At 39.4% G+C, this 24,852-nt stretch carries 25 protein-coding genes; 10 read left to right on the top strand and 15 right to left on the bottom strand.

All coding sequences use genetic code 11. From position 1 onward, the window contains the following. Positions 1-208: 208 nt before the first annotated feature. The gene (locus GQR55_RS10845; protein WP_166420607.1) at positions 209-1,441 is read right to left on the bottom strand and encodes a hypothetical protein; all 1,233 of its coding nucleotides are present in this window, start codon (positions 1,439-1,441) and stop codon (positions 209-211) included. After that, complete coding sequence (locus GQR55_RS10840; RefSeq protein WP_166420606.1) at positions 1,431-2,054, bottom strand: methylamine utilization protein; 624 nt, start codon at positions 2,052-2,054, stop codon at positions 1,431-1,433. Before GQR55_RS10840 ends, GQR55_RS10845 begins: the two co-directional genes overlap by 11 nt. Positions 2,055-2,213: 159 nt before the next feature. On the opposite strand from GQR55_RS10840, the gene GQR55_RS10835 reads away from it, so the two are divergent. Continuing rightward, complete coding sequence (locus GQR55_RS10835) at positions 2,214-4,256, top strand: glycoside hydrolase family 97 protein (RefSeq protein WP_166420605.1); 2,043 nt, start codon at positions 2,214-2,216, stop codon at positions 4,254-4,256. A 22-nt stretch (positions 4,257-4,278) separates the two neighbouring features. Here GQR55_RS10835 and envZ read toward each other — a convergent pair whose 3' ends face one another. After that, positions 4,279-5,592 carry a two-component system sensor histidine kinase EnvZ gene (gene envZ / locus GQR55_RS10830; protein ID WP_166420604.1) on the bottom strand — a complete coding sequence of 438 codons (1,314 nt, stop codon included), beginning with the start codon at positions 5,590-5,592 and terminating at the stop codon, positions 4,279-4,281. Positions 5,593-5,597: 5 nt separating this feature from the next. Next, complete coding sequence (gene ompR, locus GQR55_RS10825) at positions 5,598-6,317, bottom strand: two-component system response regulator OmpR (RefSeq protein ID WP_002959552.1); 720 nt, start codon at positions 6,315-6,317, stop codon at positions 5,598-5,600. A 194-nt stretch (positions 6,318-6,511) separates the two neighbouring features. Between ompR and greB the strand changes: the two genes are divergently transcribed. The 4 genes from greB to GQR55_RS10805 all read left to right on the top strand — a co-directional run bounded on the left by greB (position 6,512) and on the right by GQR55_RS10805 (position 10,557). Next, complete coding sequence (gene greB / locus GQR55_RS10820) at positions 6,512-6,985, top strand: transcription elongation factor GreB (protein WP_166420603.1); 474 nt, start codon at positions 6,512-6,514, stop codon at positions 6,983-6,985. 132 nt (positions 6,986-7,117) lie between these two features. Next, complete coding sequence (locus GQR55_RS10815; protein ID WP_166420602.1) at positions 7,118-7,429, top strand: hypothetical protein; 312 nt, start codon at positions 7,118-7,120, stop codon at positions 7,427-7,429. Positions 7,430-7,479: 50 nt separating this feature from the next. Next, positions 7,480-8,061, top strand: coding sequence for a CBS domain-containing protein (locus GQR55_RS10810; protein ID WP_166420601.1), 582 nt, complete (start codon positions 7,480-7,482; stop codon positions 8,059-8,061). A gap of 168 nt (positions 8,062-8,229) precedes the next feature. Next, positions 8,230-10,557, top strand: a complete 2,328-nt coding sequence (locus GQR55_RS10805; protein ID WP_166420600.1) for a Tex family protein — start codon at positions 8,230-8,232, stop codon at positions 10,555-10,557. Between the two features lie 61 nt (positions 10,558-10,618). Here the strand turns inward: GQR55_RS10805 and GQR55_RS10800 are convergent, their stop codons facing one another. From GQR55_RS10800 to bioH, 3 genes are all read right to left on the bottom strand, one after another. After that, a complete protein-coding gene (locus tag GQR55_RS10800) occupies positions 10,619-11,479 on the bottom strand; it encodes a putative metalloprotease CJM1_0395 family protein (protein WP_166420599.1) in 861 nt (286 codons plus the stop codon). Positions 11,480-11,484: 5 nt separating this feature from the next. Then, positions 11,485-11,793 (bottom strand): hypothetical protein, encoded by a 309-nt coding sequence (locus tag GQR55_RS10795; RefSeq protein ID WP_166420598.1) that lies wholly within the window; start codon positions 11,791-11,793, stop codon positions 11,485-11,487. A gap of 90 nt (positions 11,794-11,883) precedes the next feature. Next, positions 11,884-12,621 (bottom strand): pimeloyl-ACP methyl ester esterase BioH, encoded by a 738-nt coding sequence (gene bioH, locus GQR55_RS10790; RefSeq protein WP_166420597.1) that lies wholly within the window; start codon positions 12,619-12,621, stop codon positions 11,884-11,886. Positions 12,622-12,695: 74 nt separating this feature from the next. On the opposite strand from bioH, the gene GQR55_RS10785 reads away from it, so the two are divergent. After that, a complete protein-coding gene (locus GQR55_RS10785) occupies positions 12,696-13,373 on the top strand; it encodes a phosphoribosyltransferase family protein (RefSeq protein ID WP_166420596.1) in 678 nt (225 codons plus the stop codon). A 223-nt stretch (positions 13,374-13,596) separates the two neighbouring features. Here GQR55_RS10785 and GQR55_RS10780 read toward each other — a convergent pair whose 3' ends face one another. Next, positions 13,597-16,155: a M14 family zinc carboxypeptidase gene (locus GQR55_RS10780; protein ID WP_166420595.1), complete on the bottom strand. Its 2,559-nt coding sequence runs from the start codon at positions 16,153-16,155 to the stop codon at positions 13,597-13,599. 146 nt (positions 16,156-16,301) lie between these two features. On the opposite strand from GQR55_RS10780, the gene nfuA reads away from it, so the two are divergent. Together nfuA and GQR55_RS10770 are read left to right on the top strand one after the other, a co-directional pair. Next, a complete protein-coding gene (nfuA, locus tag GQR55_RS10775) occupies positions 16,302-16,877 on the top strand; it encodes a Fe-S biogenesis protein NfuA (RefSeq protein WP_002959571.1) in 576 nt (191 codons plus the stop codon). 9 nt (positions 16,878-16,886) lie between these two features. Beyond that, positions 16,887-17,156: a hypothetical protein gene (locus tag GQR55_RS10770; RefSeq protein WP_166420594.1), complete on the top strand. Its 270-nt coding sequence runs from the start codon at positions 16,887-16,889 to the stop codon at positions 17,154-17,156. Positions 17,157-17,332: 176 nt separating this feature from the next. Here the strand turns inward: GQR55_RS10770 and GQR55_RS10765 are convergent, their stop codons facing one another. Next, positions 17,333-18,604 carry an MATE family efflux transporter gene (locus GQR55_RS10765; protein ID WP_166420593.1) on the bottom strand — a complete coding sequence of 424 codons (1,272 nt, stop codon included), beginning with the start codon at positions 18,602-18,604 and terminating at the stop codon, positions 17,333-17,335. Positions 18,605-18,646: 42 nt separating this feature from the next. Here GQR55_RS10765 and GQR55_RS10760 point away from each other — a divergent pair, with 42 nt between their 5' ends. Beyond that, positions 18,647-19,684 (top strand): polysaccharide deacetylase family protein, encoded by a 1,038-nt coding sequence (locus GQR55_RS10760; protein ID WP_166420592.1) that lies wholly within the window; start codon positions 18,647-18,649, stop codon positions 19,682-19,684. 260 nt (positions 19,685-19,944) lie between these two features. On the opposite strand, the gene GQR55_RS10755 is transcribed toward GQR55_RS10760, so the two are convergent. From GQR55_RS10755 to GQR55_RS10735, 5 genes are read right to left on the bottom strand one after another with little or no spacing between them, the layout of a single operon-like run. Continuing rightward, positions 19,945-20,562, bottom strand: a complete 618-nt coding sequence (locus tag GQR55_RS10755; protein WP_166420591.1) for an SCO family protein — start codon at positions 20,560-20,562, stop codon at positions 19,945-19,947. Continuing rightward, a complete protein-coding gene (gene cyoE / locus GQR55_RS10750) occupies positions 20,559-21,488 on the bottom strand; it encodes a heme o synthase (RefSeq protein WP_166420590.1) in 930 nt (309 codons plus the stop codon). Before cyoE ends, GQR55_RS10755 begins: the two co-directional genes overlap by 4 nt. Positions 21,489-21,500: 12 nt before the next feature. Beyond that, positions 21,501-22,490, bottom strand: a complete 990-nt coding sequence (locus tag GQR55_RS10745; protein WP_166420589.1) for a COX15/CtaA family protein — start codon at positions 22,488-22,490, stop codon at positions 21,501-21,503. A gap of 30 nt (positions 22,491-22,520) precedes the next feature. Further along, a complete protein-coding gene (locus GQR55_RS10740) occupies positions 22,521-23,015 on the bottom strand; it encodes a transmembrane cytochrome oxidase associated protein (RefSeq protein ID WP_166420588.1) in 495 nt (164 codons plus the stop codon). Then, positions 23,005-23,745 (bottom strand): SURF1 family protein, encoded by a 741-nt coding sequence (locus GQR55_RS10735; RefSeq protein ID WP_166420587.1) that lies wholly within the window; start codon positions 23,743-23,745, stop codon positions 23,005-23,007. Before GQR55_RS10735 ends, GQR55_RS10740 begins: the two co-directional genes overlap by 11 nt. Here GQR55_RS10735 and GQR55_RS10730 point away from each other — a divergent pair. Further along, entirely contained in the window at positions 23,699-23,992 is a 294-nt protein-coding gene (locus GQR55_RS10730) for a DUF2909 domain-containing protein (RefSeq protein ID WP_346774258.1), read from the top strand. The genes GQR55_RS10735 and GQR55_RS10730 overlap by 47 nt on opposite strands. On the opposite strand, the gene GQR55_RS10725 is transcribed toward GQR55_RS10730, so the two are convergent. After that, positions 23,970-24,845 carry a cytochrome c oxidase subunit 3 gene (locus GQR55_RS10725; RefSeq protein ID WP_166420586.1) on the bottom strand — a complete coding sequence of 292 codons (876 nt, stop codon included), beginning with the start codon at positions 24,843-24,845 and terminating at the stop codon, positions 23,970-23,972. The two genes, GQR55_RS10730 and GQR55_RS10725, sit on opposite strands and share 23 nt — an antisense overlap. Positions 24,846-24,852 lie beyond the last annotated feature (7 nt).

Below are 24,852 nucleotides of genomic sequence, written 5' to 3'. Positions count from 1 at the left end.
ATATATGGGGTCTATTTAACGTTAAGAAAATTACGCTAGAACTAGGCAAAAATTTTTGTATCTAGTTGTTCTAAATAAAAAATATTTAACGACGTTATAGTGCAATTTAATTCGTTAAATTGATCAAAGATTTATGCAGGTTGGTATAATCTATACCAATTTTATTAAACTAAAAAGGGAGCATTTAAATGCTCCCTTTTTTATACTTTTAAAAACGCCATTGCGCATTTAGCATTATTTGCTGCTGCGAGATTCGTTCATTAAATCCAATTGGCTCTCTATTTTTTGCAACACTTTTAAGTGCAGAACCTTCAACCCCTATTTGTAGTTTATTAGTGAGCTGGTAGCGCCATGTTGCGGTTAAGCCTTCCCCATTACTTGCATTAGGGTCAAACGCGGTTGAGTCGTTGTCTGTCACTTTAAAATAATCGTAGCGTACTGAAACTCGATGCTTACCTTCTTTATGGCTCAACATTAAGTAATGGCTATAAAACGAATTGTCTATTAATGCGTTACTACCCATTTCAGTTTTGCCATTAAGTGCCTGAGCAATAAAACGTGTTTTGCTGTTAAATTTATAAAGCCAAGCGGCACTCGTAAAGCGAGTATTCCAAGCATATTGCCCAGAACTATAATTAACAGTATTTGGATCGCCATTATTATCATAATAGTAGATTCTAAATTGAGACTTTTTTAAGTAATCCCAATGTATACCCGCGAAATAGCCAAAGCGCCCGTCTACTTCTTCAAAGGGTAAAACCTGATTAGCTTGCCAGCGTAATTCGTATTCGTTTAACGCGGCTACAGGCGCAAATTGCACGCTTTCGTTAAATGTAGTTTGTCTATCGTGTAATGCAAAACCACGCCACGCAAGTAAAGTCCCTGCGGGGTCGTTGCCTTTAAATGTCGCACCTACAAAGCTAAAGCTATGCCTGCTGTTAAAACGTTTTGCTGGGCGCTTAATAGTTACTTCAGCACCAACAGTACGTACTTCCTCGCCTATCCAGCTATTAATAGCTGAGTTTGTATAGTTATAAGGAGAAGTCCAGCCTATGTCAGGGTTTTCAAGCGACATAAGTGGATAAAATCCCCCTACGCGCACATGCCATTTATAGTTGCTGTTAGATAGCGGCTGATACTTTACATAGGCTTGCGTAAAACCTAAGCCAACGTCAGGATCCTGATTCGCATTTAGCACACCATGAGCCGACCAACTAGATGCCAAATCAATATTAAAGTCTAAAATACCTTGGGATAAAATAAGTTCATCGCTTTTAGTATCATGCCGATAAAGCCCAATACCGCCCTCTTGGAAGCTAAGCGTATCGTCGCCTTGCACTGTTCTGACCTGTATTAAGCCTTTTACTTGTGCGTACAATACATTACTAAAACATAAAGCACCGGAGACAAGCACCAGCTTCATTAAGCTATTAATAGTCATCAAATTCATCCGTAGCAAAATCAATTTGCTCCGCAACTTCCTGCTTTACTTTATAAGTTATAGGATTAGAAGCCACCGTAACAATTTGAGATTCAACCTTACTAATATCACTAAACCCAGAATGCCAAACACTTAACGTGTATTCGCCTGCATTAGCGCTTAAATCAACATTCCCGTTTTCATCAGTAATAGCAAAAATAGTACTATCTACCACCACAATATAACCTAGCATCCAGTCGTGAATGTTACAGCCAAGCTCAACCACACCCGTTTGGTCAAAAGTAATGGGCGCTTTAGGATGCTCTTTATATAGCTTTAATTCGAACGTTTTGGCTTTAGAAAATGAATAAACATGGTGCATGATAGAGTCCGCATTCGGAAACTCTACTTTTGCATTTTGTGGGACAACTAAAATACGTGGCTTAAATTCTCGATTTTGCTGGCTCATAGCATAAGGCGCTTCAGGAGGAATAACACTAGAAGAGTCTCCTGCAGTTAGCCATACAACAGCATTAGGTAATGGGTCATTATTAGCATTTTTAATTGTAATATTTACTGCAAAAACTCCAGTACTAACACTTAGTAAAAATACACAAAGTAAGCTTTTTATCATTTTTCTGACCGCTATTATCAATTTGTTTACATTATAGACCGATTAAGCCATTAAATTCTTTCTATTTTTTAAAACATTGAATACGTATGTAAGCAGTCGTATTAATCACCAACAGTCATTATCCTTAAACGTCACCACCGACTCATCTAAGGACACACCATGAGAATACCAGCACTTGTGCTTTTAGCCTTTGCTAGTAATAGCTACGGACAAACCGTAGAGCTAAAATCGCCAGACACAAAAATAACAGTCATTATTTCTGACGAAAGCACCACGCCAAGTTATTCAATTAAATTTAAAAATAAAGCAGTTATTAATAAGTCCTTACTTGGCTTTGAATTTAAAACACAAGCAGCCTTTAGCGATGGTTTTAAAATTAAAAGCATTGAACAACAAAGCGTTAATACACAGTGGCAACAACCCTGGGGTGAACGCCAAAACGTTGTTGACGAATATAACGAATTAGCCGTTACCTTTACAAAAAATGAGCCAAATAAAGGCACCTACACCATTCGATTTAAAGCATTTGATAGTGGCGTAGGTTTTAGATACGAAGTGCCACAACAAACCGGCTTCGAACATACAGAAATAACTAAAGAGTTAACTGAATTTGCAATAAACAATAGTCAAGATGCTACCGCATGGTGGATACCTGCTCGAGGCTGGAACCGCTACGAATATGTGTATAACACTACCCCACTTAACGAAGCTCCACTAGCTCACACACCATTTACGTTTAAAACAAGTGACGGTACTCACATTAGCATCCATGAAGCAGCCCTTGTTGATTACGCAGGTATGGTGCTTAATCAACGCCGTCCTGGTACGTTTACCGCCGATTTAACACCGTGGTCAGACGGTATTGCTGTTAAAAAACAAGGTGCTTTTGAAACACCATGGCGCACCATTCAAATAGCCGACAGCGCTGTTGGCCTAGTTAATTCAGATATAATACTAAATCTAAACGAGCCTAATAAGTTGGGTGATGTGTCGTGGGTTAAACCTGGTAAATACGTCGGTATTTGGTGGGGTATGCATATAAACACGCAAACATGGGGCAGCGGTAAAAAACACGGCGCCACTACACAAACCACAAAATACTACATGGATTTTGCAGCACAATATGGGTTTGATGGCGTACTCGTTGAAGGCTGGAATATTGGCTGGGATGGCGATTGGTACTTTAATGGCGATGTATTTAACTTTACTAAACCGTACGACGACTTTGACATTGCCGCACTGACTCAATACGGCAAAGAAAAAGGTGTACAGCTCATTGGCCATCACGAAACATCGGGCAATGTAAGTAACTACCGTAACCAAATGGAAGATGCTTTTGCCCTTTACGAAAAATCAAACGTAAGCCAAGTAAAAACAGGTTACGTAGCCGATGGCGGAAATATAAAACGTATAGACAAAAACGGTATTGCTCGCCACGAGTGGCACGACGGCCAGTTTATGGTTAACGAATACCTTTATAATGTAAAACTTGCAGCTAAACATAAAATTAGCATTAATACCCACGAGCCAATTAAAGATACAGGCCTGCGCCGCACTTATCCAAACTGGATTGCGCGCGAAGGTGCACGCGGACAAGAATACAATGCATGGGGTTCACCACCTAACCCACCAGAGCATGTACCAATGCTTGCTTTTACCCGCATGCTTGCAGGACCAATGGACTTTACGCCAGGTATTTTTGATATGAGCTTTAATGGTTTAGGAGGCGATACAAACCGCCCACAAACCACACTTGCCAAACAACTCGCACTTTATGTTGTGTTGTATAGCCCAATTCAAATGGCTGCTGATTTGCCTAAAAATTACTTAGAGAAGCCCGACGCATTTCAATTTATTCAAGACGTACCAACAAATTGGCAGCAAAGTGTGGCTCTTGATGGTGAAGTAGGCGACTTTATTGTATTTGCTCGCAAAGAGCGTAAAAGTGCTAAATACTCAGGAAACGATTGGTACCTAGGTGCTGTTACTGACGAAAAGGCTCGTACTATTGAGGTAAAACTCGACTTTTTAGAGCAAGGCAAAAAGTTTGAAGCACAAATTTATAAGGATGGTAAAAACGCAGAGTGGAAAAACAATCCGTACGATCTAGTTATCGAAAAACGTATTGTAACTACAAACGATAAACTAACGCTTAAGCTGGCCACCAGTGGCGGCACCGCTATTCGTTTTAAAGCACTTTAATATAATAAAACCCCTGTATTTACTATGCAGGGGTTGATACCTTTATTGGCAAATATACTTGTGCACTTAAACCGCCTTCTGGGCGGTTTTCTAGTTTTACTTTACCGTCGTGCATATCAACAATGCGTTTAATAATAGCAAGGCCTAAGCCGCTACCTTCACTGCCGCGAGCTGCATCGCCTTGTTTAAATGGCTCAAACACAGACTCTAATTCGTTTTCAGGAATGCCGGGGCCACTGTCGTTTACAGCAATAACCACGTATTTTTTGTTTGAATTAAAATAGCTAAGTACTTCAATATCGCCCTCAGAATAACGCAGTGCATTACCAATCATATTGGTAATTACACGCTTAATAGCCACAGAGCTTAACGGTATATTGCCTATATTTGGATTACTTTTAAACGTAATAGTACGTTGATGCTGAAGCTCAGAATTAACAACTTCGGCAACTAAAGCATTTATATCTTCGCAGCTTAGCTCATCTGTTTTATGGTGGCGTAAATACTCAATAAACTGATCGATAATCCCGTTCATGTCTTCTATATCGTAAATAATACCTTCACGAAGATAGTCGTCTTCATCAACCATCATTTCGGTAGCTAAACGGATGCGAGTAAGCGGCGTACGTAAATCATGAGACACACCGGCCATTAGTAAACGGCGGTCGTTTTCAAGTGCGGCAATTCCGCGCGACATTTGGTTAAACGCGCGCGTTACTTCTATTACTTCTGTAGAGCCTTCTTCTTCTAATTTGGTAGAAAAGTCGCCTTTGCCTACTTTTACTGCGGCTTGTTGCAATGCTTTTAAAGGCCTATTAAGGTGCCTTGCAAACAGCCACCCACCCAGCACACTCAAAAATCCAATACTTGATAAGTAAAAAGTCAAAAACTCTAAGTTATTCTCTTTAAAACCTTTAAGCGGTACCTTTACCCAATAACCAGGCGCTTGCGGTGCTTCAACCCAATAGATTAACGGATCTGTTTGGCTAATACGTACACGAGAAAAACCGCCAAGTTGCTCAGTCATGCTACGCGATAGCATAGAATACTCGCGGCTTTGCCCAAGCCCTTGACGCATTGCTTCGCGCTGCGTCATTACCTCGATGCCAGTGATTTCAAAAAACTTTGCAGATACTTCGTCGTTTATTTCAACGCCGTCTTCCCAATCAATAAATACCGTTTTAATTTGTTTAGCGAGCATTAAATTAACTTGCTCAATAGTTGGCTTTACAACGTAAAAACTAACCGTAACATACGACACTATTTGATTGATCAGCAGCAAAGCTGCCACTAAAAATACAGTTTGCCCAAACGCACTACGCGGAAAAAAACCCATATAAATTACTTTTCACCGTCGGGAACAAACACATAACCCAAACCCCAAACGGTTTGAATATAACGCGGATTGGCTGCATCTACTTCAATCATGCGGCGAAGTCGCGACACTTGCACGTCAATACTTCGTTCAAGCGCACTGTAATCACGACCACGCGCTAAGTTCATTAGCTTATCGCGGCTAAGTGGCTCACGCGGATGCGAAACCAGCGCTTTAAGTACTGCAAACTCACCACTAGTAAGTGAAATTGTTTTATCTCCTTCACTCATTTCTCGCGTTGCCAAATTAAGCGTAAATTTACCAAAAGCGATTAAGTTTTCTTCAGCAGCGGGAGCACCTGGTACTTCTTTTGCGCGGCGACGTAAAATTGCTTTAATACGCGCAAGCAATTCTCGAGGATTAAAAGGTTTAGGAATGTAGTCATCAGCGCCAAGCTCAAGGCCAATAATACGGTCTACTTCGTCGCCTTTAGCGGTAAGCATTACAATAGGGATTTCGTTTTCTTTTTGGCGTAAACGGCGGCAAATAGATAAGCCATCTTCGCCTGGGAGCATTAAATCAAGAACCATTAAGTGAAAGTTTTCACGCTCTAGGAGTCTATCCATTTGCTCCGAATTACCTGCGGTTCTAACAATAAAACCTTGCTCTACTAAGTAACGTTCAAGCAAACTGCGTAAGCGCATATCGTCATCTACAACTAATACTTTTGTGGTTTCGTGTCCCATTATCTCTTTCTTATTTTTATATCCAATTACTAGTTAATATAAATGAAAAACCTAATAATCAAAAATTAATTACCTGCTTAGATTGTTACTGAACATTTCAAAGCTTACTTACGCATACTTTATTACATTTACGCTCGACAAGTTTTGGCAAATTTAATAACGTGCACACCATTAGAGTTAATAAAGAATTCACCATGAAAACAAATTTAATTACCCGCGAAGGTTACTTGCAATTACAACAAGAACACGACCATTTGTGGAATGTTAAGCGCCCTGAAGTCACCAAAATAGTGAGCTGGGCAGCCAGTCTCGGAGACCGCTCTGAAAACGCTGACTATCAGTATAATAAGCGCTTATTACGCCAAATCGACCGCCGGGTACGTTACTTGCGAAAGCGTATTCCTGATTTAAAAATCATCGACTACTCTCCCGTGCAAGATGGGAAAGTATTTTTTGGCGCATGGGTAGAAATAGAAAACGATGAAGGTGATATAAAAAGATTTAAAATTGTAGGCCCAGATGAAATTTATGAGCGCAAAGACTATATATCAATAGATTCGCCGATGGCGCGCGCGCTGATTAAAAAACAAGTAGATGACGATTTTGAAGTACTTACCCCTCAAGGTAAAAAGCAGTGGTATATAAATACTATTGAATATCAAAAATAATTCCTATATCAGTACCTACAAATAAAAACATTGATTCAGATCACATTAACTTTTCATTGTGTAATCTATTTGAGTAGGATATAAGATAGTTAAGCAGGTTATTTTTAACTTGAAATTTTTAAGGTCGTGGTTATGTCAAACGTAGTACAGCGCATATTAAGTAATGCCGTATTGTTTGCACTTTTAATGAGTGTGAGCTTGACGCTGCACGCCCATACCACGCAGGTAAACCTTGATAACGCTAAAATATCTAACCACTTTATTGCTTGCGATACTCCTGACCAAGCGAATCTCGACTTTGACGTCGACTCTCACGCTAATACGATTACCCTTGGGGCGCTTCAACCACTCCCTAATGCCGTACACTCTTTTTACAAGAGCACTAATTTAAACAGACCTTTTAGCACTGCGTACCAACGTGGACCACCTAGCTATTTAATTTAATTCATTATTTTACAATTTAATTAAATTTTATAACTAATAAGGTGACTATTATGTCTAACTTTAAAGAATTACGTACTCAAAATGTATCTCACGGCGTTATTGCAAGCACATTTGCAGATGATCAACCATTAATTGATTTAGCATCTCCTGCATTAAAAATGGTAAACAACTTTACGCAAACAACACCTATTCGCGCTCAGCACGAAACAACAATAACTGAAGCACTTAAACAAGTAAGCGCAAAACAATCAGACTTTGTTTTAGTAACTGACGAGCACCAAAAATTGATTGGTCTTGTTTCTAGCGCTGATTTACAAAGCTCTAAAATAACTATTATTGCCGAGCGCTTAAATACGCCAAGAGGCGAAGTAAGCTTACGCGATATCATGACACCTATTAGTAAAATCATGGGTGTGAGCATGCAAAGCTTGAGCTACGCATGCATTGGCGATGCGCTACAAACAATGGAGCATCAGGGTACAATGTTCTTATTAGTAACAACGGCAAGCAACGAAATTTGTGGTTTAATTTCAGCACGTCAAATAGCTAAAACATTGCATATCCCTATAAATATTTCGCCTATTGCTCACTCTTTCAGTGAAGTATTAGAAAACATAGAGCACCCTCACTAGGGCGCTCTTTTAGCTGAATTAATTTACTCCCTGCCCAACCATCTTAAAGCAAGTAAAATAGCTTGCTTTAAGAGCTTTTCATTACTACCTCCTGTGATATTATTCAAGCAATTAACTACGCCAGAAACACACTTCTGGTCTTATTTTATTGTATAAAAAGGTTTTTGCATGAGCGATATCTCTGCACGTTTAGCCATAGAACTAAACGCACAGCAGCAACAGGTTGTTGCTGCAACAAAGTTACTTGATGAAGGCGCAACAGTTCCTTTTATTGCCCGCTATCGAAAAGAAATTACAGGTGGCCTAGACGACACTCAATTACGCCTTTTAGAACAGCGCTTATCTTACTTACGAGAGCTTGAAGAACGCCGTAGTTTTATTTTATCGACTATCGAATCTCAGAAAAAGTTAACTGCTGAACTAAGTGCCGATATTGCCAATGCACAAAGTAAAACTGAACTCGAAGATTTATACCTACCTTATAAAGCTAAACGCCGTACTAAAGGTCAAATAGCAATTGAAGCAGGTTTAGAGCCACTGGCCGATGCACTATTTAAAGATGCGAATCTTGACCCAGAGCAACAAGCAGCGCAATTTGTAGATGCCGAAAAAGGCTTTGCAGATACTAAAGCGGTACTTGAAGGCGCTAAATTTATTTTAATGGAGCGCTTTGCAGAAGACGCTAAATTACTCGCTAAATTTAGAAGTCATATTAGCCAAAATGGTGCTATTGAAAGTACAGTGATTAAAGGCCAAGAACAAACAGGTGCAAAATATCGCGATTACTTTGAGCATCAAGAGCTTCTTAAAAGAGTCCCTTCTCACCGTGCACTTGCAATGCTTAGAGCCCGAAATGAAGGCATACTTCAGTTAAATGTTAACCCTGAGCCAAGCTCTGAAAACTCAGCGCAACTGTGTGCTCAAATGATTGCCGATCATTATCGTTTAGATATTAAATATAAAGCGGCAAGCCCTTGGTTATTAAATGTTGTGCAATGGGCGTGGAAAATTAAATTAGGCCTGCACCTAGAGAATGAATTTTTTGCAGCAATGCGCGAAAAAGCAGAAACTGGCGCCATTGATGTATTTGCTAAAAACTTGAAAGATTTATTAATGGCAGCACCTGCTGGCCCTCGTACTACACTTGGCCTCGATCCTGGTTTACGTACAGGCTGTAAAATTGCCGTTGTTGATAGCACAGGTAAATTGCTAGCGACACAAACTATTTTCCCTCATGCACCACAAAACCACTGGGATAAATCGTTGCGTACATTAGAGCAACTTTGTCGTCAGCATAAAGTAGAGCTTATTGCGATTGGTAACGGTACAGCATCTCGCGAATCTGATAAGTTAGTTGCTGAACTTATGAAAGCCAATACCGAGCTAAAACTTAATAAAATAATGGTGAGCGAAGCGGGCGCATCAGTTTACTCAGCGTCTGAATTTGCCGCAAATGAATTTCCTGATTTAGATGTTTCTATTCGTGGTGCTGTATCTATTGCACGCCGCCTTCAAGATCCACTTGCTGAACTGGTTAAAATTGAGCCAAAATCAATTGGTGTAGGCCAATATCAACACGATGTATCGCAAAGCCAGTTAGGCCAAAGCCTTATTTCAGTCGTTGAAGACTGTGTAAACTCAGTTGGCGTAGATTTAAACATGGCCTCGGTACCGCTACTTACACGCGTATCGGGTTTAAACAAAACATTAGCGCAAAATATCGTTAATTATCGCGATGCTAACGGCACATTTACTAAACGTAGTGAGCTTAAAAAGGTTGAGCGTTTAGGACCAAAAGCATTTGAACAAGCCGCTGGGTTTTTACGCATCAACAATGGTAGCGATCCGCTAGATAACTCATCAGTTCATCCGGAAGCTTACCCTATTGTTAAACGTATTTGTGAACGTAACAGCGTAGATGTAAGTAGCTTAATTGGTAACAGTGACTTTTTAACTAAACTTGCTGCTAACGATTATATTGACGATAAATTTGGTTTGCCAACCGTTACCGACATTATTACTGAGCTTGATAAACCAGGTCGCGATCCGCGTCCTGAATTTAAAACTGCTGAGTTTAAAGCGGGTGTTGAAAAAATTAGCGACTTAAAACCAGGTATGATTTTAGAAGGCGTGGTATCTAACGTTGCTAACTTTGGTGCATTTGTTGATGTAGGTGTTCACCAAGACGGCTTAGTGCATATTTCAGCAATCACTAATAAGTTTATATCAGACCCACGCGAAGTAGTAAAAGCGGGCGATATTGTAAAAGTGAAAGTAGTTGAAGTAGACGCTGCACGTAAACGCATAAGCTTTACTATGCGTTTAGATGACGATATTGATACAAGTAATAAGTCAGCAGCCCCTGCAACGCAAAAAGCACAAACACGTACTAATAACTCACAATCTCGCGCTGCAAAGCCTAAACGAGACAACGGTAACGCGTTAATGGGTAATGCATTTGCCGATGCGTTCGCTAACGCTAAAACGAAAAAATAAACTTTAATCAAAACTAAAAAAACCGCGTAAGCGGTTTTTTTGTATTCATTTTACGGAGTTATTAGCCATACGCCGAAAAGCCACTTTCGCTTTGTGGTGCACTCGTCATTTGATAAAAATTAGCAATACGCCCAGCTCGAGCTTCCACATCGGCATCGCGAGATTGCTCTGTATTCGTATCGCTTTGTGATTCTGCAGTGCTGGTTTCGCTGGCTGAAAGCTTATTACTTTGCTCATCTTCTTCGCTTTGCTCTTCTTCTGGCATAGCAAGCTCAGCTTGAGCCGCTGCTAGCTTTTGCGTAGCATCTGCAGCAATAGAGCGATCAGCTCCCGATGGCTCTGCAGGCGCTAATGCGGCAGCACGTACGGTTTGCATTTTATCGATAGTGGCTTGCGGATCATTGGGGACTTCAGATACATCAATTTGTACCTCACCACTTACAGCATAGTTGGTGCCATCTGGACCACGTTCATAACCATAGCTCGGCGATCCTGCATGTTGCCCGCCAACAGCAGCATGAGCTTGCTCGTGCACACGTACTTCCGTATCGCGGGCTTTAAGTTCTTTAATTTGCTGTTGTTCTTGTTCGAGTAGTTGCTCTTCTTGCTCAGTTTCTTGTTGAGACGCTTCTTGCTTGGCCTCTTGATCGGCACTCTCTGAATTTTCTGAATTGCCTTCACGCTGCTCAATTGCTTTATCGTCAGCTAGTTTACCGCTGGCATCATAAGTCGATACATCACTATTATTGCCTGGAAGTTTAGCTTTTTCAGCATCGCTTTGCGCTTTGGTTTCAGTATTGCTCGCACTGCTTGAAGCAGGAGCAGGAATAACTTCTCGTAGCTGGTTGTCACGCCGTGCGGTTTCCGTATAAACATTTGCTGTGTTTATATTGATAGACGGAAATGGCGTGACAATATTCATTATTACTAAACTTTAATATCGATTAACGTGCCAAGTACACCATCAGCCGTTTGAATTGATTGCGTGTTTGCCTTAGCGTTAAACTCTTCAACTTTTAAGTTAACAAGCGCTTCATCAACACGAGCTGGTTGTGCTACAGGTGCAGTAATGGCTTCTTCTGGGCGTGCTGCTGTAAGCTGACGTTGCTGCGCTAATTGCGCGTCGTCTTGCTGTTCTATGCTGGCACGGTTAATTTCAGCACTGGCTTTTTCAATACCTTGGCTAGCCCGATTAAACCCTTCTACACCACTATTAAATACGGATCCGATTGGCATATTAAAATCTCCACCAAATAAACATTGTTTAATTATCGCTCAGGTTATACTCAAAATAAAGCTTTAAACCGCGCTATTATTAGCTCTATTTTAAAGCATTGATTTAACGACAGATAAAAACTCACTTTTATGAGAAATAAATGGCGCATGCGACGCTTTATCTAGCACTTCGTATTCAAACTCAGTATTTAGTGCTGACATTTCACTAATTGCTTTATAAGGCACTAACGCATCAAGTCGGCCAAATACACCTTTAATAGGTACTGGGCAATGTGCAAATAAGTCACGAAGGTCGTCATTTTGTAAAATATCTAAGCCAGCACTTAATGCTTCGCTTTTTGGCGCACTATATTGGTTTAATAATTGTTTAAGTTGCTTTATATCATCACGTGCCGACTCGCTACCCATCGCTTGAATAGCTAAAAAGCGATCTATGGTTTTTTCTCTGTGATTAACTAATTGCTCTTTAAACTGCGTCAATATATTTGCTTTTATTCCAGGCCAATTATCTGCCTCCGCAAAAAAAGGAGTCGATGCAATTAAAATAACTTTTGATACTTTTTCGGGCCAATGCTTTGCAATATAAAGTGCAAATAAACCACCTAACGACCACCCCATTAAAATAGACTGAGGCTTTAACTGCTCACTTAAAATTACTGCGGCATCATGCAAAGTATAAGGGCTTGGGCAAACAAAGCTATTACCAAATCCCGGTAGGTCAAGGCTACTTACATTTCCTGAATATAAAGACTCAAGTTCTGGCTGTACTAATTGCCATACGCCCTGATTCATTCCCCAACCATGTAATAACACTAACTCATTTTGCATATTTGCCTAACCTTTACCAAACTTAGGCTTATCATAACGTTTAAATAGGTGGTTGTAATGCACGGAGTGAATCAATGAAACAAGCCGTTTTAAATTGGTTATTTCCCTCTTATTGCGTGCAATGTCAAAGCCCGATTACGGCTAATTTAGGGTTATGTGATTATTGCCTTGAAGATTTACCGTTATTTGATTTTAGTAAGCATAATAACTTGCTGCATCGGCCCGATATTGTTGAGATGTTTCCTAATTGCGAGTTTGATAAGTTATTTGCCTGCGCTTTTTATCAACCGCCCTTCGAGCATTGGCTTAAACGGCTAAAATTTAATAACCAAATCCATTATAAAAAAGCATTACAGCAAACTATTAAAAAGCAGTTAGCGCAGTTTTTTGAGCAAAGTCCCGTTTTACCAAATATTTTTATTATTTTACCTCTTCATAAAAGCCGGTTCGTAACACGCGGTTTTAATCAGGTCAGCCAAGTATGGCAACCATGCTTAGATAATTACGCGCCACTGAGTAACGTACTTATTCGCAATAAAAAAACACAAGCCCAGTCGGAGCTATCTAAAGCAAAGCGTATTAAAAACTTAAAAAATGCCTTTATTTGTACACAGGATATGGGCGGTAAAACAGTCGCTATTGTTGATGATGTGATGACGACAGGGGCAACATTAAACGCAGCTACTAGTGCACTAAAACAAGCAGGCGCTAAACAAGTGTGGGCTTTTACAACTTGCTTAACGCCTATATAATTATTAAAAAGTATTATACCAATCCGCAATAATACTTAATCATTTTGCGGGGCTAAACGTGTCGCTACCTGTATTAAAAAATTCTCATTTACGACTGCATGGATGCAGAAGGTAGAGCAATGCAGGAGCAATTGCCGAGAACAACTAAATAGCGAATTTTTTGCCTAGCTATCAACACGTTTTTCCATCCTCAAATTAGATCACTTAATTAAGCGAATTGCTATTAATCGCCATTTACTCGAAACGTATGGCCAAAAAAGAGCGCATTACTGAGTAATCTACTTGTCCCATACCAGTAACCTCTAAACACCGGATCGTCAGTCATACCAATTACAGTGCCTCGCCCGTACGAATGAGCTATTAACCCTGCTCCACCCGCTACTTGCTCAACATTCACGGCATCGGTAAAGCCTGCCAATAATGGATTTTTAGTGTAGGTAAGTATATTTACAAACGGCGCATCTGAAGTTTCTAGCAACCAAGTACTGTTTTTAAATACCGGTAATGTATTGCGCTTAAGTGAAAATGTAAGCGGATGAGTCAAATCTACATTAGTATTAAAAATAGCCCCGGCAATGCGCTGACGCCCCGCTAAATGATCCTTATCGGCGTAATTTAGCCCTTTGGTTTTAAATGCACTTGCTACATCTTGGCGTGATAGATAACTTGCTTTAAGTAATTGCTGATCAGCTAAAAATTTAGCGCCACCTTTGTGACCCCAAATAACGCCGCCTGTTCTTACCCAGCTTTTAATAGCCACTTTATCAGCGTCCGATAGGCTATTGTAGTTACCATGAGCAAGTACTATATGACTGTAATTACTGAGCTCAATAGAGCCTAAACGCTCCATTTCAACAATTGTTGGTGCAACGCCTACAAAGCGGTCGAGGTAATACCATACTTCTCCTGCTTCATACTGGCTTACGCCTTTACCCCCTATTAATAACACTTTTGGCTCGCTAACAACGGCCATTGTGCGAGACCCTAAATCAGCACCTTTACTTGTAAGGCCGGTAGTTATTGGCTTAATCGCAATTCCAAATTCATTTTGTGCTTTATTTAGTATATCTACCCAATCGTTAGTTGTTTGTAAGCCTGCTGGGACAATAATACTGCCGGCATTAAAGTTCACTTCGCCGGAGTTTGTTTTAGCTGTTAATGGGCTTAACGCTACCCGCGCTTTAACACCTTGCTTTAAAAGGCTGTTTAACATTTTAGGTGCTAGGTAGTCATCCCACGAAAAACCAAAAGCATAACCTTGCTCAAGTTTAGCAAAAGAAGGTTTAACTGCTTTTTGCCATGGTGTACTAGCTACCTCTAAACCCCAGCTGCTTTTTACTTTGGCAAAAGGTAGATTAAATGCATGTGCTAAAGTCCAGCCAGATACGTCATAAAAAGTATTGTCAGCAAAGTTTTTTTGTTCGCTAAAAATAGCTTTTACCAAACGATATTGCGGTTGTGCTAAGGGCACAAAATAGCTATTAGTTGTAAAGCTTTTACCATTCGCTTTAAGTGATTTAGTCAGTGGGAATGCATCTATTTGATGTTGCTTTAATAACTCTAAAAAGTATTTAATACGCGAGTTATCTTTTTCGCCCTCAACAACATAACCTTCAAAGTTTTCATCACTGGCTAAATCAGCCGCCTGATTATAAAACTTAGCTTGGTAGTCTAGTAACGCAGTTCGATTATCAACAGCTGCTTTAAAGGTTGATAAGCTCGTTAATAACTGGTTTTTAATAGTAAAAGGAAAAGTCAGTGTACCGTTTATGGTTTCTTGCACATGCCCGCGAGAGCTTGCTTGTTCAAATAAAATTCCGACTCCACCATTTACATCTGGGTAAGTTGAACCTTTACCGTAATAAAAGTCGTCAAAGCTTTCTTCGGTAAAATAAAGGGCGTTGTTTTCATCTAATGTTTTTGCATGATAGTTAGCAATCGCTTTAGTTAATGTTACATTTTCATCTGGTGTTATTGGGTGCTTACGACTCGCAATACCAGGTTGAAAAAAGTAACTGCTGTTAGGTCCCATTTCATGAAAATCGGTTAAAACATTAGGTTTCCACTGATGAAATTTGGCAATACGCGCACGCGATTCTGGGTGCTGCAGCAATAACCAGTCGCGATTTAAATCAAACCAGTAATGGTTAGTACGGCTACTTGGCCAATTTTCAACATGTTCACGCGTTTTAGGATCGCTTGATAAGTTCATGCCCCGATTACTGTTCGCCCAATTAGCAAAACGAGCAAGCCCATCTGGATTAAGTGAAGGGTCGAGTAAAATAACCGTGTTATTTAATAACTCGTCTATTTCAGCACCTTGTGCCGCGGCTAAGTAATACGCCACCAGCAACGATGAGTTACTACCTGATGATTCATTACCATGCACACTGTATCCCATCCATACAACTGCAGGCTGTTTTACAGAGTCAGTTTTAGTGCCATTATTGTTACTTAATCGAGCTAAATGAGACTCTCGAATTTGCTCTATATTTTTAAGCTTTTGCGGTGCAGTAATCGTTAGCATTACAAGCGGGCGCTGTTCATGCGTGCGACCAATTACTTCAAAATTTATACGATCGCTTTTATCAGCCAATATTTCCATATACCGTACGAGCTGATCATGCCTTACATGCCACTCTCCTACTTCGTAGCCAAGCACTTGCTCAGGTGTTGGAATAGTGGGGTCAAATGTTACATCTTGTTCAAAATAATACGAAAGTGGCTTTGCTACACTTGAAAAGCTAAGCAACACCACCATTAATGTTAATACCAAACGCATATAAATCACTCAAAAAATGTTCGTTGTTTGCACGCTACCATTGCTTAAAATAGATGCCAACTTTTTACGCTCAACACTAGCCGCAACACGATGAGCGGAGTATGATACGCAGTATCCGAGTAATTTAGTCAAGTATAGATGGTTTTATGATTTCTATTTCCGAAACAGCGCAAGCGCATTTTGCTAAACTATTAGCAGATCAATCACAACAAACCAATATTCGTGTGTTTGTTGTAAACCCTGGTTCATCACAAGCGGAATGTGGTGTGTCTTATTGTCCAGAAGATGCTGTAGAAGCGAGCGACATTCGCCTAAACTTTAACGGTTTTGATGCCGTTGTAGATGCAGAAAGTGCTCCATTTTTAGAAGAAGCTGAAATCGATTTTGTTACCGACAAAATGGGTACTCAGTTAACGCTAAAAGCACCTAATGCTAAAGCACGTAAAATAGGCGATGATGCATCGTTAAACGAGCGTGTACAGCACATGCTAGAAACCGAAGTAAATCCACAACTTGCTAACCACGGTGGTCAAGTAAGCCTTGTTGAAATTACAGCTGCAGGTATAGCGATACTTCAGTTTGGTGGTGGTTGTAACGGTTGTTCTATGATCGATGTAACGCTAAAAGAAGGCATTGAAAAAGAAATGATAGCTAAGTTTGAAGAAATCACCGGTGTTGCTGATATTACAGAGCACGAAGCGGGCGATCACTCTTACTATTAGGCCTTATAAATGTTAAAGCAGCTTATTTATCGCTTAGGGAGCAACCCTAAGCTGAGCTTAAAGCGCTTTTTTCGCGGCTTAGCACTGTTTGTGCTAGCCGTGATATTCATATCTATTGGGTATTACACCCACTACAGCTTACAAATAATTGGCGTTATAATTTTAGTCCCCGCATTATTTTTTGCCGGATGGGGCTACTGCGGTATTTTTGCTAATCGTTTTTCACAAGTTTTGAAAGATATGGGCCCTAAACATCACGATCCCGACCTCTGGAAATAAACCATTTATTTATACCAACCTCCATATATATTTGGGCAATTTATCGAATTAAATCACTCTATAACGTTGTTAAAAATTTTTTATTTAGAACAACTAGATACAAAAATTTTTGCCTAGTTCTAGCACAATTTTCTTATCGTTAAATAGACCCCATATATAAGCAGATTAGTATTAGTTTAATCCAGTAGCTGATTATTTATTTTTAAGTGGTGATATTTAATTATTAATGTAACCCCGCGCATTAACATAAAACAGCTCATAGCCAGCCATAACCCGTTATTTTGCAAGTCTATAAACACCCAAAACACACCAAAAAACCCCACTCCAGCTGAAAGTATCATGCTATTACGCATGTCCTTTGCTCGCGTAAGCCCTACAAAAACACCATCAAACAAAAAGCAGCTCATGGCTAAAATTGGCAATGCTATTAGCCACGATAAATAGTGTGTTGCCTCTTGAATAATCTCTGGCACATTAGTTAAAAGCTTGATTATACCGCTGCCAAACAATGCAAAAAAAGCGCTATATAGCACGCCAAAAAGCATACCCCAAAATACGCTTATTTTAACCCAAAGCTCTATATTTTTAACGCTTCCTTGGCCTTTAGCTTGCCCTACTTTTGCCTCAGACGCGTAAGCAACGCCATCAAGAGCAAAGCTCACCAACATTAAAAAGTTAAGTAAAACAGCATTAGCGGCGAGTGTAGTTTCGCCTATACGCGCTGCGTAAAATGTCATAAAACTAAAGCATAATTGCAGTATTAAAGAGCGAATAAATATATCTCTATTCAAACTCAATAATTCAGTCATTTTGCTAATACTCAACCAATTCGGTGCATTTAGCTCAATACCTTGTTTTTTAGCTAGTTTAACCACTAAAAAAAGTGCAAATACTAACGCTGTATAATCAGCAATCAGTGAAGCCCACGCAGCGCCTGCAACGGCCCAATCTAAATAAACAACAAAATAAATATCGAGTACTATATTAACGATATTAGTGACGAGTAATAAATAAAATGGACCTCGACCATAATGCACACCAAGCATCCAACCCAATAACACTAAATTACACAATGCTGCTGGAGCACTAAAAATACGAATGCTAAAATACTGATACGCTTGGGTAAGTACGTCGCTGTTAGCAGCGGAGAGGTAAGCAATAGCGTGTTTTATTAATGGGGATAATACAATTAATAGCACAGCCACTGCGCTTGCCAGCAATAGGCTTCGTTTAAGTAAAGCGGCAAGTTGGGTTAAATCGTTTTTTCCGTATGCTTGTGCCACGAGTCCCGTGGTGCTCATTCTTAAAAAACCAGCAAGCCAAAACAAAATAGAAATAACTGCAGAGCCAAGGGCAATACCCGCCAAGTAATGAGCGCTTCCTAAGTGCCCAATTACAGCGGTATCAACAATTCCTAACAACGGCACTGTGATATTTGATAGTATCATCGGACCCGCTAACAACAGCAAGCTTTTATGGTGTGCCTTATTATGTATAAAAAATTGTTTCATTTAGTATTATTTATCCTCTTTAGTATATCTATACGCGCTCAAGCAGCCGTTATTTTACAGTATCATCATGTTAGTGAAACCCTACCCGCTGTAACGAGCGTTAGCGCAAATACATTTACTAAACATTTAAGCTATTTAAAAGAGCATAACTTTAACGTCATTCCTCTAAATGAGCTAATAAGCGCCCTTCAGAAAGGTGAAACCTTACCTGATAAAACAGTCGCCATTACCTTTGATGATGGTTATAACAATAACTATGAACAAGCTGCACCTATTTTAGAAAAGTTTGGCTACCCGTACACTATCTTTGTAAATCCTAAATTAATAGACGAAGGCATGAGTTACGTAATGGGGTGGGATAAGCTCAAAGAATTATCTAAAAAAGGGGCAATAATAGCCAATCATAGCGGACAACATGATTACTTACACCTTAAGCTTGAAAACGAAACCGATGCACAATGGCAATCACGTATTAAGCAGGATATCCTTAGCTCTCAAAAGCGTATAAAAGAAGAAATAGGCCATGATTATAAATACTTAGCATATCCGTATGGTGAGTTTAACAATGAGTTGCAAGCACTTGTAACAGAGCTTGGTTTTGTGGGGATTGGTCAGCACTCAGGGGCTGTAAATAAAGATTCTAATTTTAGTCGCTTACCGCGCTTTCCTGCATCAGGCTTTTACAGCAAACTAGACACTCTTATTACTAAGCTTAACTCACGCGCATTTAATATCACCAATTTAACTTATCAAGATAGCGTTACACAACAAAACCCACCCACGCTCACAATTGAATTTAAAATGGGTGATTTTCATAAAAGCCAATTTGCCTGTTACGTATCAAGCGTAGGCCAAGCAGATTTAAAATGGGTAAATAAAAATACAGTCGAAATAACCTCACCAAAGGTGCTTAATAAAGGGCGTTCTCGTTTTAATTGTACAGCCCCTTCTATTTCAAGCCCTGGTGATTATTTTTGGTTTTCGCAGCCTTGGGTGATCCAATCGCCTAAAGCTTAACGACCTAACGTAAAAGCCACTAGGTTATTTTATTAATACCAACCTGCTTATATACGGGGTCTATTTAACGTTAAGAAAATTACGCTAGAACTAGGCAAAAATTTTTGTATCTAGTTGTTCTAAATAAAAAATTTTTAACGACGTTATAGTGCAATTTAATCCGTTAAATTGATCAAAGATTTATACAGGTTGGTATAACTACTCTAAAGACCATAAAAAAGGAGCCTAAAGCTCCTTTAAAATTGGTAAAAAGCAAAAAACTAGTTTTTGTAGTAATCGGCTATTTTTTTAAACTCTTCAGTTAAAGTAGTCGCATTAATTAATGGCACACTACCTTGTTTAAATTCAGGTTTAAAAATAGCTCTTACGGCTCCATTTTGATCAACTAATGCAACGGATGCACTATGATCGACCGCATACTCTGATTCTTCAGAGTCACTAATCGCATAAATTAAACCAAGCTCCCTAACAACAGGAAAAAGGTGTTTATGCTCTCCCGATACAGCTAAAAAGTCAGGGTTAAAATAATCTATATATTGCTTTCGCTTAGCTGGCGTATCGCGTTTTGGATCAACCGATAAAAACCAAACTTGCAACGGATAATCTGCCTGTAAGTTTTTATAAACGGCATTAAGCTTAGCCAACGTTAACGGGCAAATATCAGGGCAGCTTGTATAGCCTAAAAATACTAAATTCCACTGCCCTAAAAATTGTTGCTTAGTCACCAATTCGCCGCGCTGATCGTTTAGCGTAAAATCAGACAGTGGTTTTGCATTTTCGTAAACTAATGCATCTACATCTGGTGGGCTATTTTCATTTGAACATGCTGATAAAAACAAAGCTAAAACAACAATTAATCCAAGCCATAACTGCTTCATAAAGGGAGCCATTTATCTATAAATAAGATTACAAAGAGTACCATTAAATGAATAATCGAAAAACGAAATAAGTCCATTGCAGTCTCATCATCTCCAGCAATTTTTAATTTAACCGCCTTATATATAAATACTGCATTTAATACACACGCACCTATTAAATATATTAATCCAGACATACCAATTAAATAAGGCAATACACAAACAACAGCGAGTAAAACAGAATAAGCAACAACGCACGTTTTACAAAAATCGATGCCGTGCGTTACTGGCAACATAGGTATTTTAGCGCGTTCGTAATCACTTTTTCGAGCGATTGCAAGCGCCCAAAAGTGTGGTGGAGTCCAAGTAAATATTATCATTACGAGTAACCAGGGAGCCGCAGCCATTTGGTTTGTTTCTGACACCCAGCCTAATAATGGAGGCATTGCGCCAGCCAATCCACCAATAACAATATTTTGCGGCGTTGCACGCTTTAAAAATGATGTATAAACAAATGCATAACCTACCAATGCAAATAACGTTAATATAGCGGTTAAGGTATTAGCCCACACCATCAGCATAATAAAACCAGCAACCCCAATAACAGCTGCAAAACTAAGCGCATGTGTTTTACTTAAACGCCCTTTAGCTACAGGGCGATGACGAGTTCGTGCCATTTTTGAGTCTATCTCGCTATCAACCACATGATTAATAACCGCTGCTGCTGCAGAAAGTAGCCCTATACCTAACAAGCTAATAAACTGTACAGTCATGCCACGCCCTACATCGGGAGCAAGTGCTAACCCAACCCAAGCAGTTAGTACCAGCATAGCGACTACTTTAAATTTACTAATTGCTAAGTAGTCTTGTAGTAAATTATACGCGCGCGAAGTTAGCGGTTGAGTATTAACGGGTAGCATTGTTTTTTTATCGATTATAAGTGCCATAATATTTCCCCTTTATGTGCGTGATTTTAGGTAATAACACAACCTAACCATGCTTAATAACAGTATGGCAGCCATCAAGTTATGTGCCAGTGCAACTCCCAACGGAATGTGCCAATGTACTAAAATAACTCCCAAGCTAATTTGGCAAAGTAAGACTAGTAATACGCTCACAACGCAGTTTTTAATTTTTTGAGAGTAAGCTTTGCTGTATATTTTCCACATAATTAATGCCAGAACAATGCAAGTAACCAGTGCCCAAATACGATGTAATAAATGAATAGACATGCGTGCTTGCTGCGATAACACACCATACTCATAATTACTGTGCTCAAGCGGTAATTGAAATACGCTACTTAATGAAAACGGTTGTGCGTGATCACACAATGGTAAACCACTACAATGCGGAGCTGCGTAATTTGCAGCAAGCCAACCGCCAAGCGAAATTTGGATAATTAATACACTAAGCGCAATTAAACTCAAAACAAAATAACGCTTTGCGCCGCTATCTCCACCCATTATTGGCTTGGCAGTTAGTCGCAAATATAAAAGCGTTATAAGTGACAAAATACTAAAGCCACCCAATAAGTGGCCCATTACAATAAGCGGCTGCAGGTTCATGGTTACAGTCCACATACCAAGCGCTGCCTGAAACACCACAAGTAAGAGCAAAGCTAAAGGCAATTTAACTGGTGTAGTTGGATATTGGCGTTTTAAAAAAGCCAACACAAATAAACCTAAAATAAGTAACCCTAAAGCACCTGCAAAATAGCGATGAATCATTTCTTTCCACGCTTTTGCGGTTTCGAACATCATATCGGGGTAGCTTTGAGTTGCTAAGGCTATGTCGGCCTCATGCTTAGGAACCGTTAAAAAGCCATAACAGCCTGGCCAATCGGGGCATCCTAAACCTGCGTCACTTAAGCGGGTGTAAGCACCTAAAGCCACAACAATTAAAGCGAGTAATCCTGTTATTAATACTAAGTTTTTATAATTTTTATACATTAAACACTCCAACTTAAATAAGCTGATCAATTAGCTAGAACGAGAATAATTGAGTAGTTTTTTTAGATCTTTTAATAACCCTTTTTGCACTAAACGATTTTCTTGTGGCTCGACTTTAAAGGGATATTCAAGTACCACTAACCCCATATGATCAATTAAATACAAACTTGCAGGATTTAAACTCTGTTGCTCGGTAATAATTTTCCATGGTAGATTTTTATTGTTGGGGCTTCCCATTACAGCCATATCCACTTTTCCTTGGTTTTTACCGAGTGCCACATATAAGTTATTAAGTGCATTGAGCTGTTCGCTGCATGGGGTGTTACATTCGTTTGAATAATTAAGTGCGATAGTCCATTGTTTTGGATTATTTTGCGGCCAATTTTCAAATTTTATTTCTTGGCTTAAAAACTCGCCATTATTAGTAATTGCAGTAGGTAACCAATCGAACTTTAATGCGCCATATGCCAAAACTAATGGGATAGCGCAGCAAGCCACAAACAAAAAAAGAGGATTATTTTTCATTAGGTGTCCTTTTTTTACTCGCAAAAATAGCCACAACAGCACATGCAACAGCAATTAAAAACCATTGCACAGCGTAGGCACTATGCTTTTGAGGGCTCATAACAACAGCCTCATAATGAGGTGTTGCAATCTCATCACCAGTACCTTGTCTGTAAGCCATAAAATTAATTAACGATTGCTGGCTTTGAATGCTCAGCATATTCAAATCGATAGATTGGATTCTTGTAGGTAAGTCGTTATTTGTCGTTTTATCTTCAAGCGTAAAGCTACTTAAGTTATTTTCTTTTATTTGCGCTTTAAGAATAAAAATATCTTTAGGCAGAGTAACCTTTGGCAGTGTATCTCTAGATATAGGCGCTTTTACCCATCCTAAATTAACTAAAATCACTTTTTCTTCGCTGTCAGGCTTTAGTAAAGCAAGTAAGTCGTAACCTACTTGTCCGTTATAAACTTGATTATCTAAAAGCCAATATTGGTTTTGTACAAACCGCCCTTTTAACTCAACCAATACACCTGTTTTGTTCCAGCTATCAGGAAGGTTAAGTAATTGAGACCAGCTCATCACACCACGAGTCTGTTGCTTAGCAATAGCGTTTAGTTGCTGCTGCTTTTGCTCACCCCGCTCCAGCTGCCAAAATCCTAATCGCACACACACAAGTACAACAACCACAACCATACAAAGTGTGATTATTGAGCTAAGCTTTTGTTTGTGCCATAAAACTAACTGCATAAGGTTCAACCCAGTGATTATTAAAATTATTATCGTACTGTTATTACTATTTATACTTTTTAACTTATTTAGAGCATTGTTTATTATGGTGTCAGGGAAAACTGGGGGACGACCTATGTCTCACTTTTTAGGTCGTCGCGTATTGTTTTCGGTCGTTGTTTTAATTTTTGTTATTGCAGCGCTTAAACTTGGTTTTATTACAGCGAATAGCTCGCCAATAAACGCTACAGCACATATACAAATATAAATAAACACAACCAAACAACATCAACAAAATGCCAATACCAAGCAGCTGCTTGAAAAGCAAAATGCTTATCTTTAGTAAAGTGCCCTTTTAATATCCGTAAAAATATTACAAATAAAAGTACGGTCCCTAGCGTTACATGCATGCCATGAAAACCAGTCAATAAAAAGAACGTATTACCGTAAACACCTGCATCAAGCGTTAAATTGAGGTCATTATATGCATGTATGTATTCCTCAACTTGCAGCCCTAAAAAGCAAACACCTAATAAAATAGTGGCGCCCAAAAACACTTTAAGTGGCGTGCGCTTATTATTTTCCATTGCTACATGAGCAAAATGTAAGGTAACTGAGGAGGTAAGCAGTATTAAGGTATTTATAAGCGGCAGACCTTGCCAACCCATTGCTTGGGTTGTATCACCGCTAGGAGTAGATACGAGAGGCCAAACAGCTTCAAACGTAGGCCAAAGTACTTCGTTGGTCATTGCATTATTACCCGCGCCACCTAACCATGGGACCGATAGGACTCGCGCATAAAATAATGCACCAAAAAAGGCCATAAAAAACATCACTTCAGAAAAAATAAACCAGCTCATCCCTTGCCTAAATGATCGATCCATTTGTGCTGAGTACAACCCTTGATCAGACTCGCTGATAACATTTTTAAACCAGCTATAAAGCATATACAAAAGTACAGCTATGCCAACGTACAGTAAATAAACGCCACTGCCGCCTTCTTTTCCTACGTTCATAACGGTTAAGGCAGCGCCTACAGCAATAAAAAATAACGCAATGGCCCCTACTATTGGCCAAGGACTTTGCTCTGGTACGTAATAATTTTCATATTTTTGATTCATGTTACTT

It is taken from the genome of Pseudoalteromonas sp. Z1A8 (genome assembly GCF_011378855.1).
In the GTDB taxonomy this organism is placed as follows: domain Bacteria; phylum Pseudomonadota; class Gammaproteobacteria; order Enterobacterales; family Alteromonadaceae; genus Pseudoalteromonas.
This window is presented reverse-complemented; position numbering and strand designations above follow the sequence as displayed.

What these genes read in the sequence shown, in the direction of transcription:
- GQR55_RS10795 (WP_166420598.1), bottom strand. Translation starts at nt 11,793, where the DNA reads ATGCCAATCGGATCCGTATTTAATAGTGGTGTAGAAGGGTTTAATCGG.
- GQR55_RS10835 (WP_166420605.1), top strand. Translation starts at nt 2,214, where the DNA reads ATGAGAATACCAGCACTTGTGCTTTTAGCCTTTGCTAGTAATAGCTAC.
- GQR55_RS10735 (WP_166420587.1), bottom strand. Translation starts at nt 23,745, where the DNA reads ATGCAGTTAGTTTTATGGCACAAACAAAAGCTTAGCTCAATAATCACA.
- GQR55_RS10725 (WP_166420586.1), bottom strand. Translation starts at nt 24,845, where the DNA reads ATGAATCAAAAATATGAAAATTATTACGTACCAGAGCAAAGTCCTTGG.
- GQR55_RS10770 (WP_166420594.1), top strand. Translation starts at nt 16,887, where the DNA reads ATGTTAAAGCAGCTTATTTATCGCTTAGGGAGCAACCCTAAGCTGAGC.
- GQR55_RS10840 (WP_166420606.1), bottom strand. Translation starts at nt 2,054, where the DNA reads ATGATAAAAAGCTTACTTTGTGTATTTTTACTAAGTGTTAGTACTGGA.
- GQR55_RS10845 (WP_166420607.1), bottom strand. Translation starts at nt 1,441, where the DNA reads ATGACTATTAATAGCTTAATGAAGCTGGTGCTTGTCTCCGGTGCTTTA.
- envZ (WP_166420604.1), bottom strand. Translation starts at nt 5,592, where the DNA reads ATGGGTTTTTTTCCGCGTAGTGCGTTTGGGCAAACTGTATTTTTAGTG.
- cyoE (WP_166420590.1), bottom strand. Translation starts at nt 21,488, where the DNA reads ATGGCACTTATAATCGATAAAAAAACAATGCTACCCGTTAATACTCAA.
- GQR55_RS10780 (WP_166420595.1), bottom strand. Translation starts at nt 16,155, where the DNA reads ATGCGTTTGGTATTAACATTAATGGTGGTGTTGCTTAGCTTTTCAAGT.
- GQR55_RS10745 (WP_166420589.1), bottom strand. Translation starts at nt 22,490, where the DNA reads ATGTATAAAAATTATAAAAACTTAGTATTAATAACAGGATTACTCGCT.
- GQR55_RS10755 (WP_166420591.1), bottom strand. Translation starts at nt 20,562, where the DNA reads ATGAAGCAGTTATGGCTTGGATTAATTGTTGTTTTAGCTTTGTTTTTA.
- GQR55_RS10810 (WP_166420601.1), top strand. Translation starts at nt 7,480, where the DNA reads ATGTCTAACTTTAAAGAATTACGTACTCAAAATGTATCTCACGGCGTT.
- GQR55_RS10800 (WP_166420599.1), bottom strand. Translation starts at nt 11,479, where the DNA reads ATGAATATTGTCACGCCATTTCCGTCTATCAATATAAACACAGCAAAT.
- GQR55_RS10785 (WP_166420596.1), top strand. Translation starts at nt 12,696, where the DNA reads ATGAAACAAGCCGTTTTAAATTGGTTATTTCCCTCTTATTGCGTGCAA.
- GQR55_RS10765 (WP_166420593.1), bottom strand. Translation starts at nt 18,604, where the DNA reads ATGATACTATCAAATATCACAGTGCCGTTGTTAGGAATTGTTGATACC.
- GQR55_RS10760 (WP_166420592.1), top strand. Translation starts at nt 18,647, where the DNA reads ATGTATAAAAAATTGTTTCATTTAGTATTATTTATCCTCTTTAGTATA.
- nfuA (WP_002959571.1), top strand. Translation starts at nt 16,302, where the DNA reads ATGATTTCTATTTCCGAAACAGCGCAAGCGCATTTTGCTAAACTATTA.
- bioH (WP_166420597.1), bottom strand. Translation starts at nt 12,621, where the DNA reads ATGCAAAATGAGTTAGTGTTATTACATGGTTGGGGAATGAATCAGGGC.
- greB (WP_166420603.1), top strand. Translation starts at nt 6,512, where the DNA reads ATGAAAACAAATTTAATTACCCGCGAAGGTTACTTGCAATTACAACAA.
- GQR55_RS10740 (WP_166420588.1), bottom strand. Translation starts at nt 23,015, where the DNA reads ATGAAAAATAATCCTCTTTTTTTGTTTGTGGCTTGCTGCGCTATCCCA.
- GQR55_RS10805 (WP_166420600.1), top strand. Translation starts at nt 8,230, where the DNA reads ATGAGCGATATCTCTGCACGTTTAGCCATAGAACTAAACGCACAGCAG.
- GQR55_RS10815 (WP_166420602.1), top strand. Translation starts at nt 7,118, where the DNA reads ATGTCAAACGTAGTACAGCGCATATTAAGTAATGCCGTATTGTTTGCA.
- ompR (WP_002959552.1), bottom strand. Translation starts at nt 6,317, where the DNA reads ATGGGACACGAAACCACAAAAGTATTAGTTGTAGATGACGATATGCGC.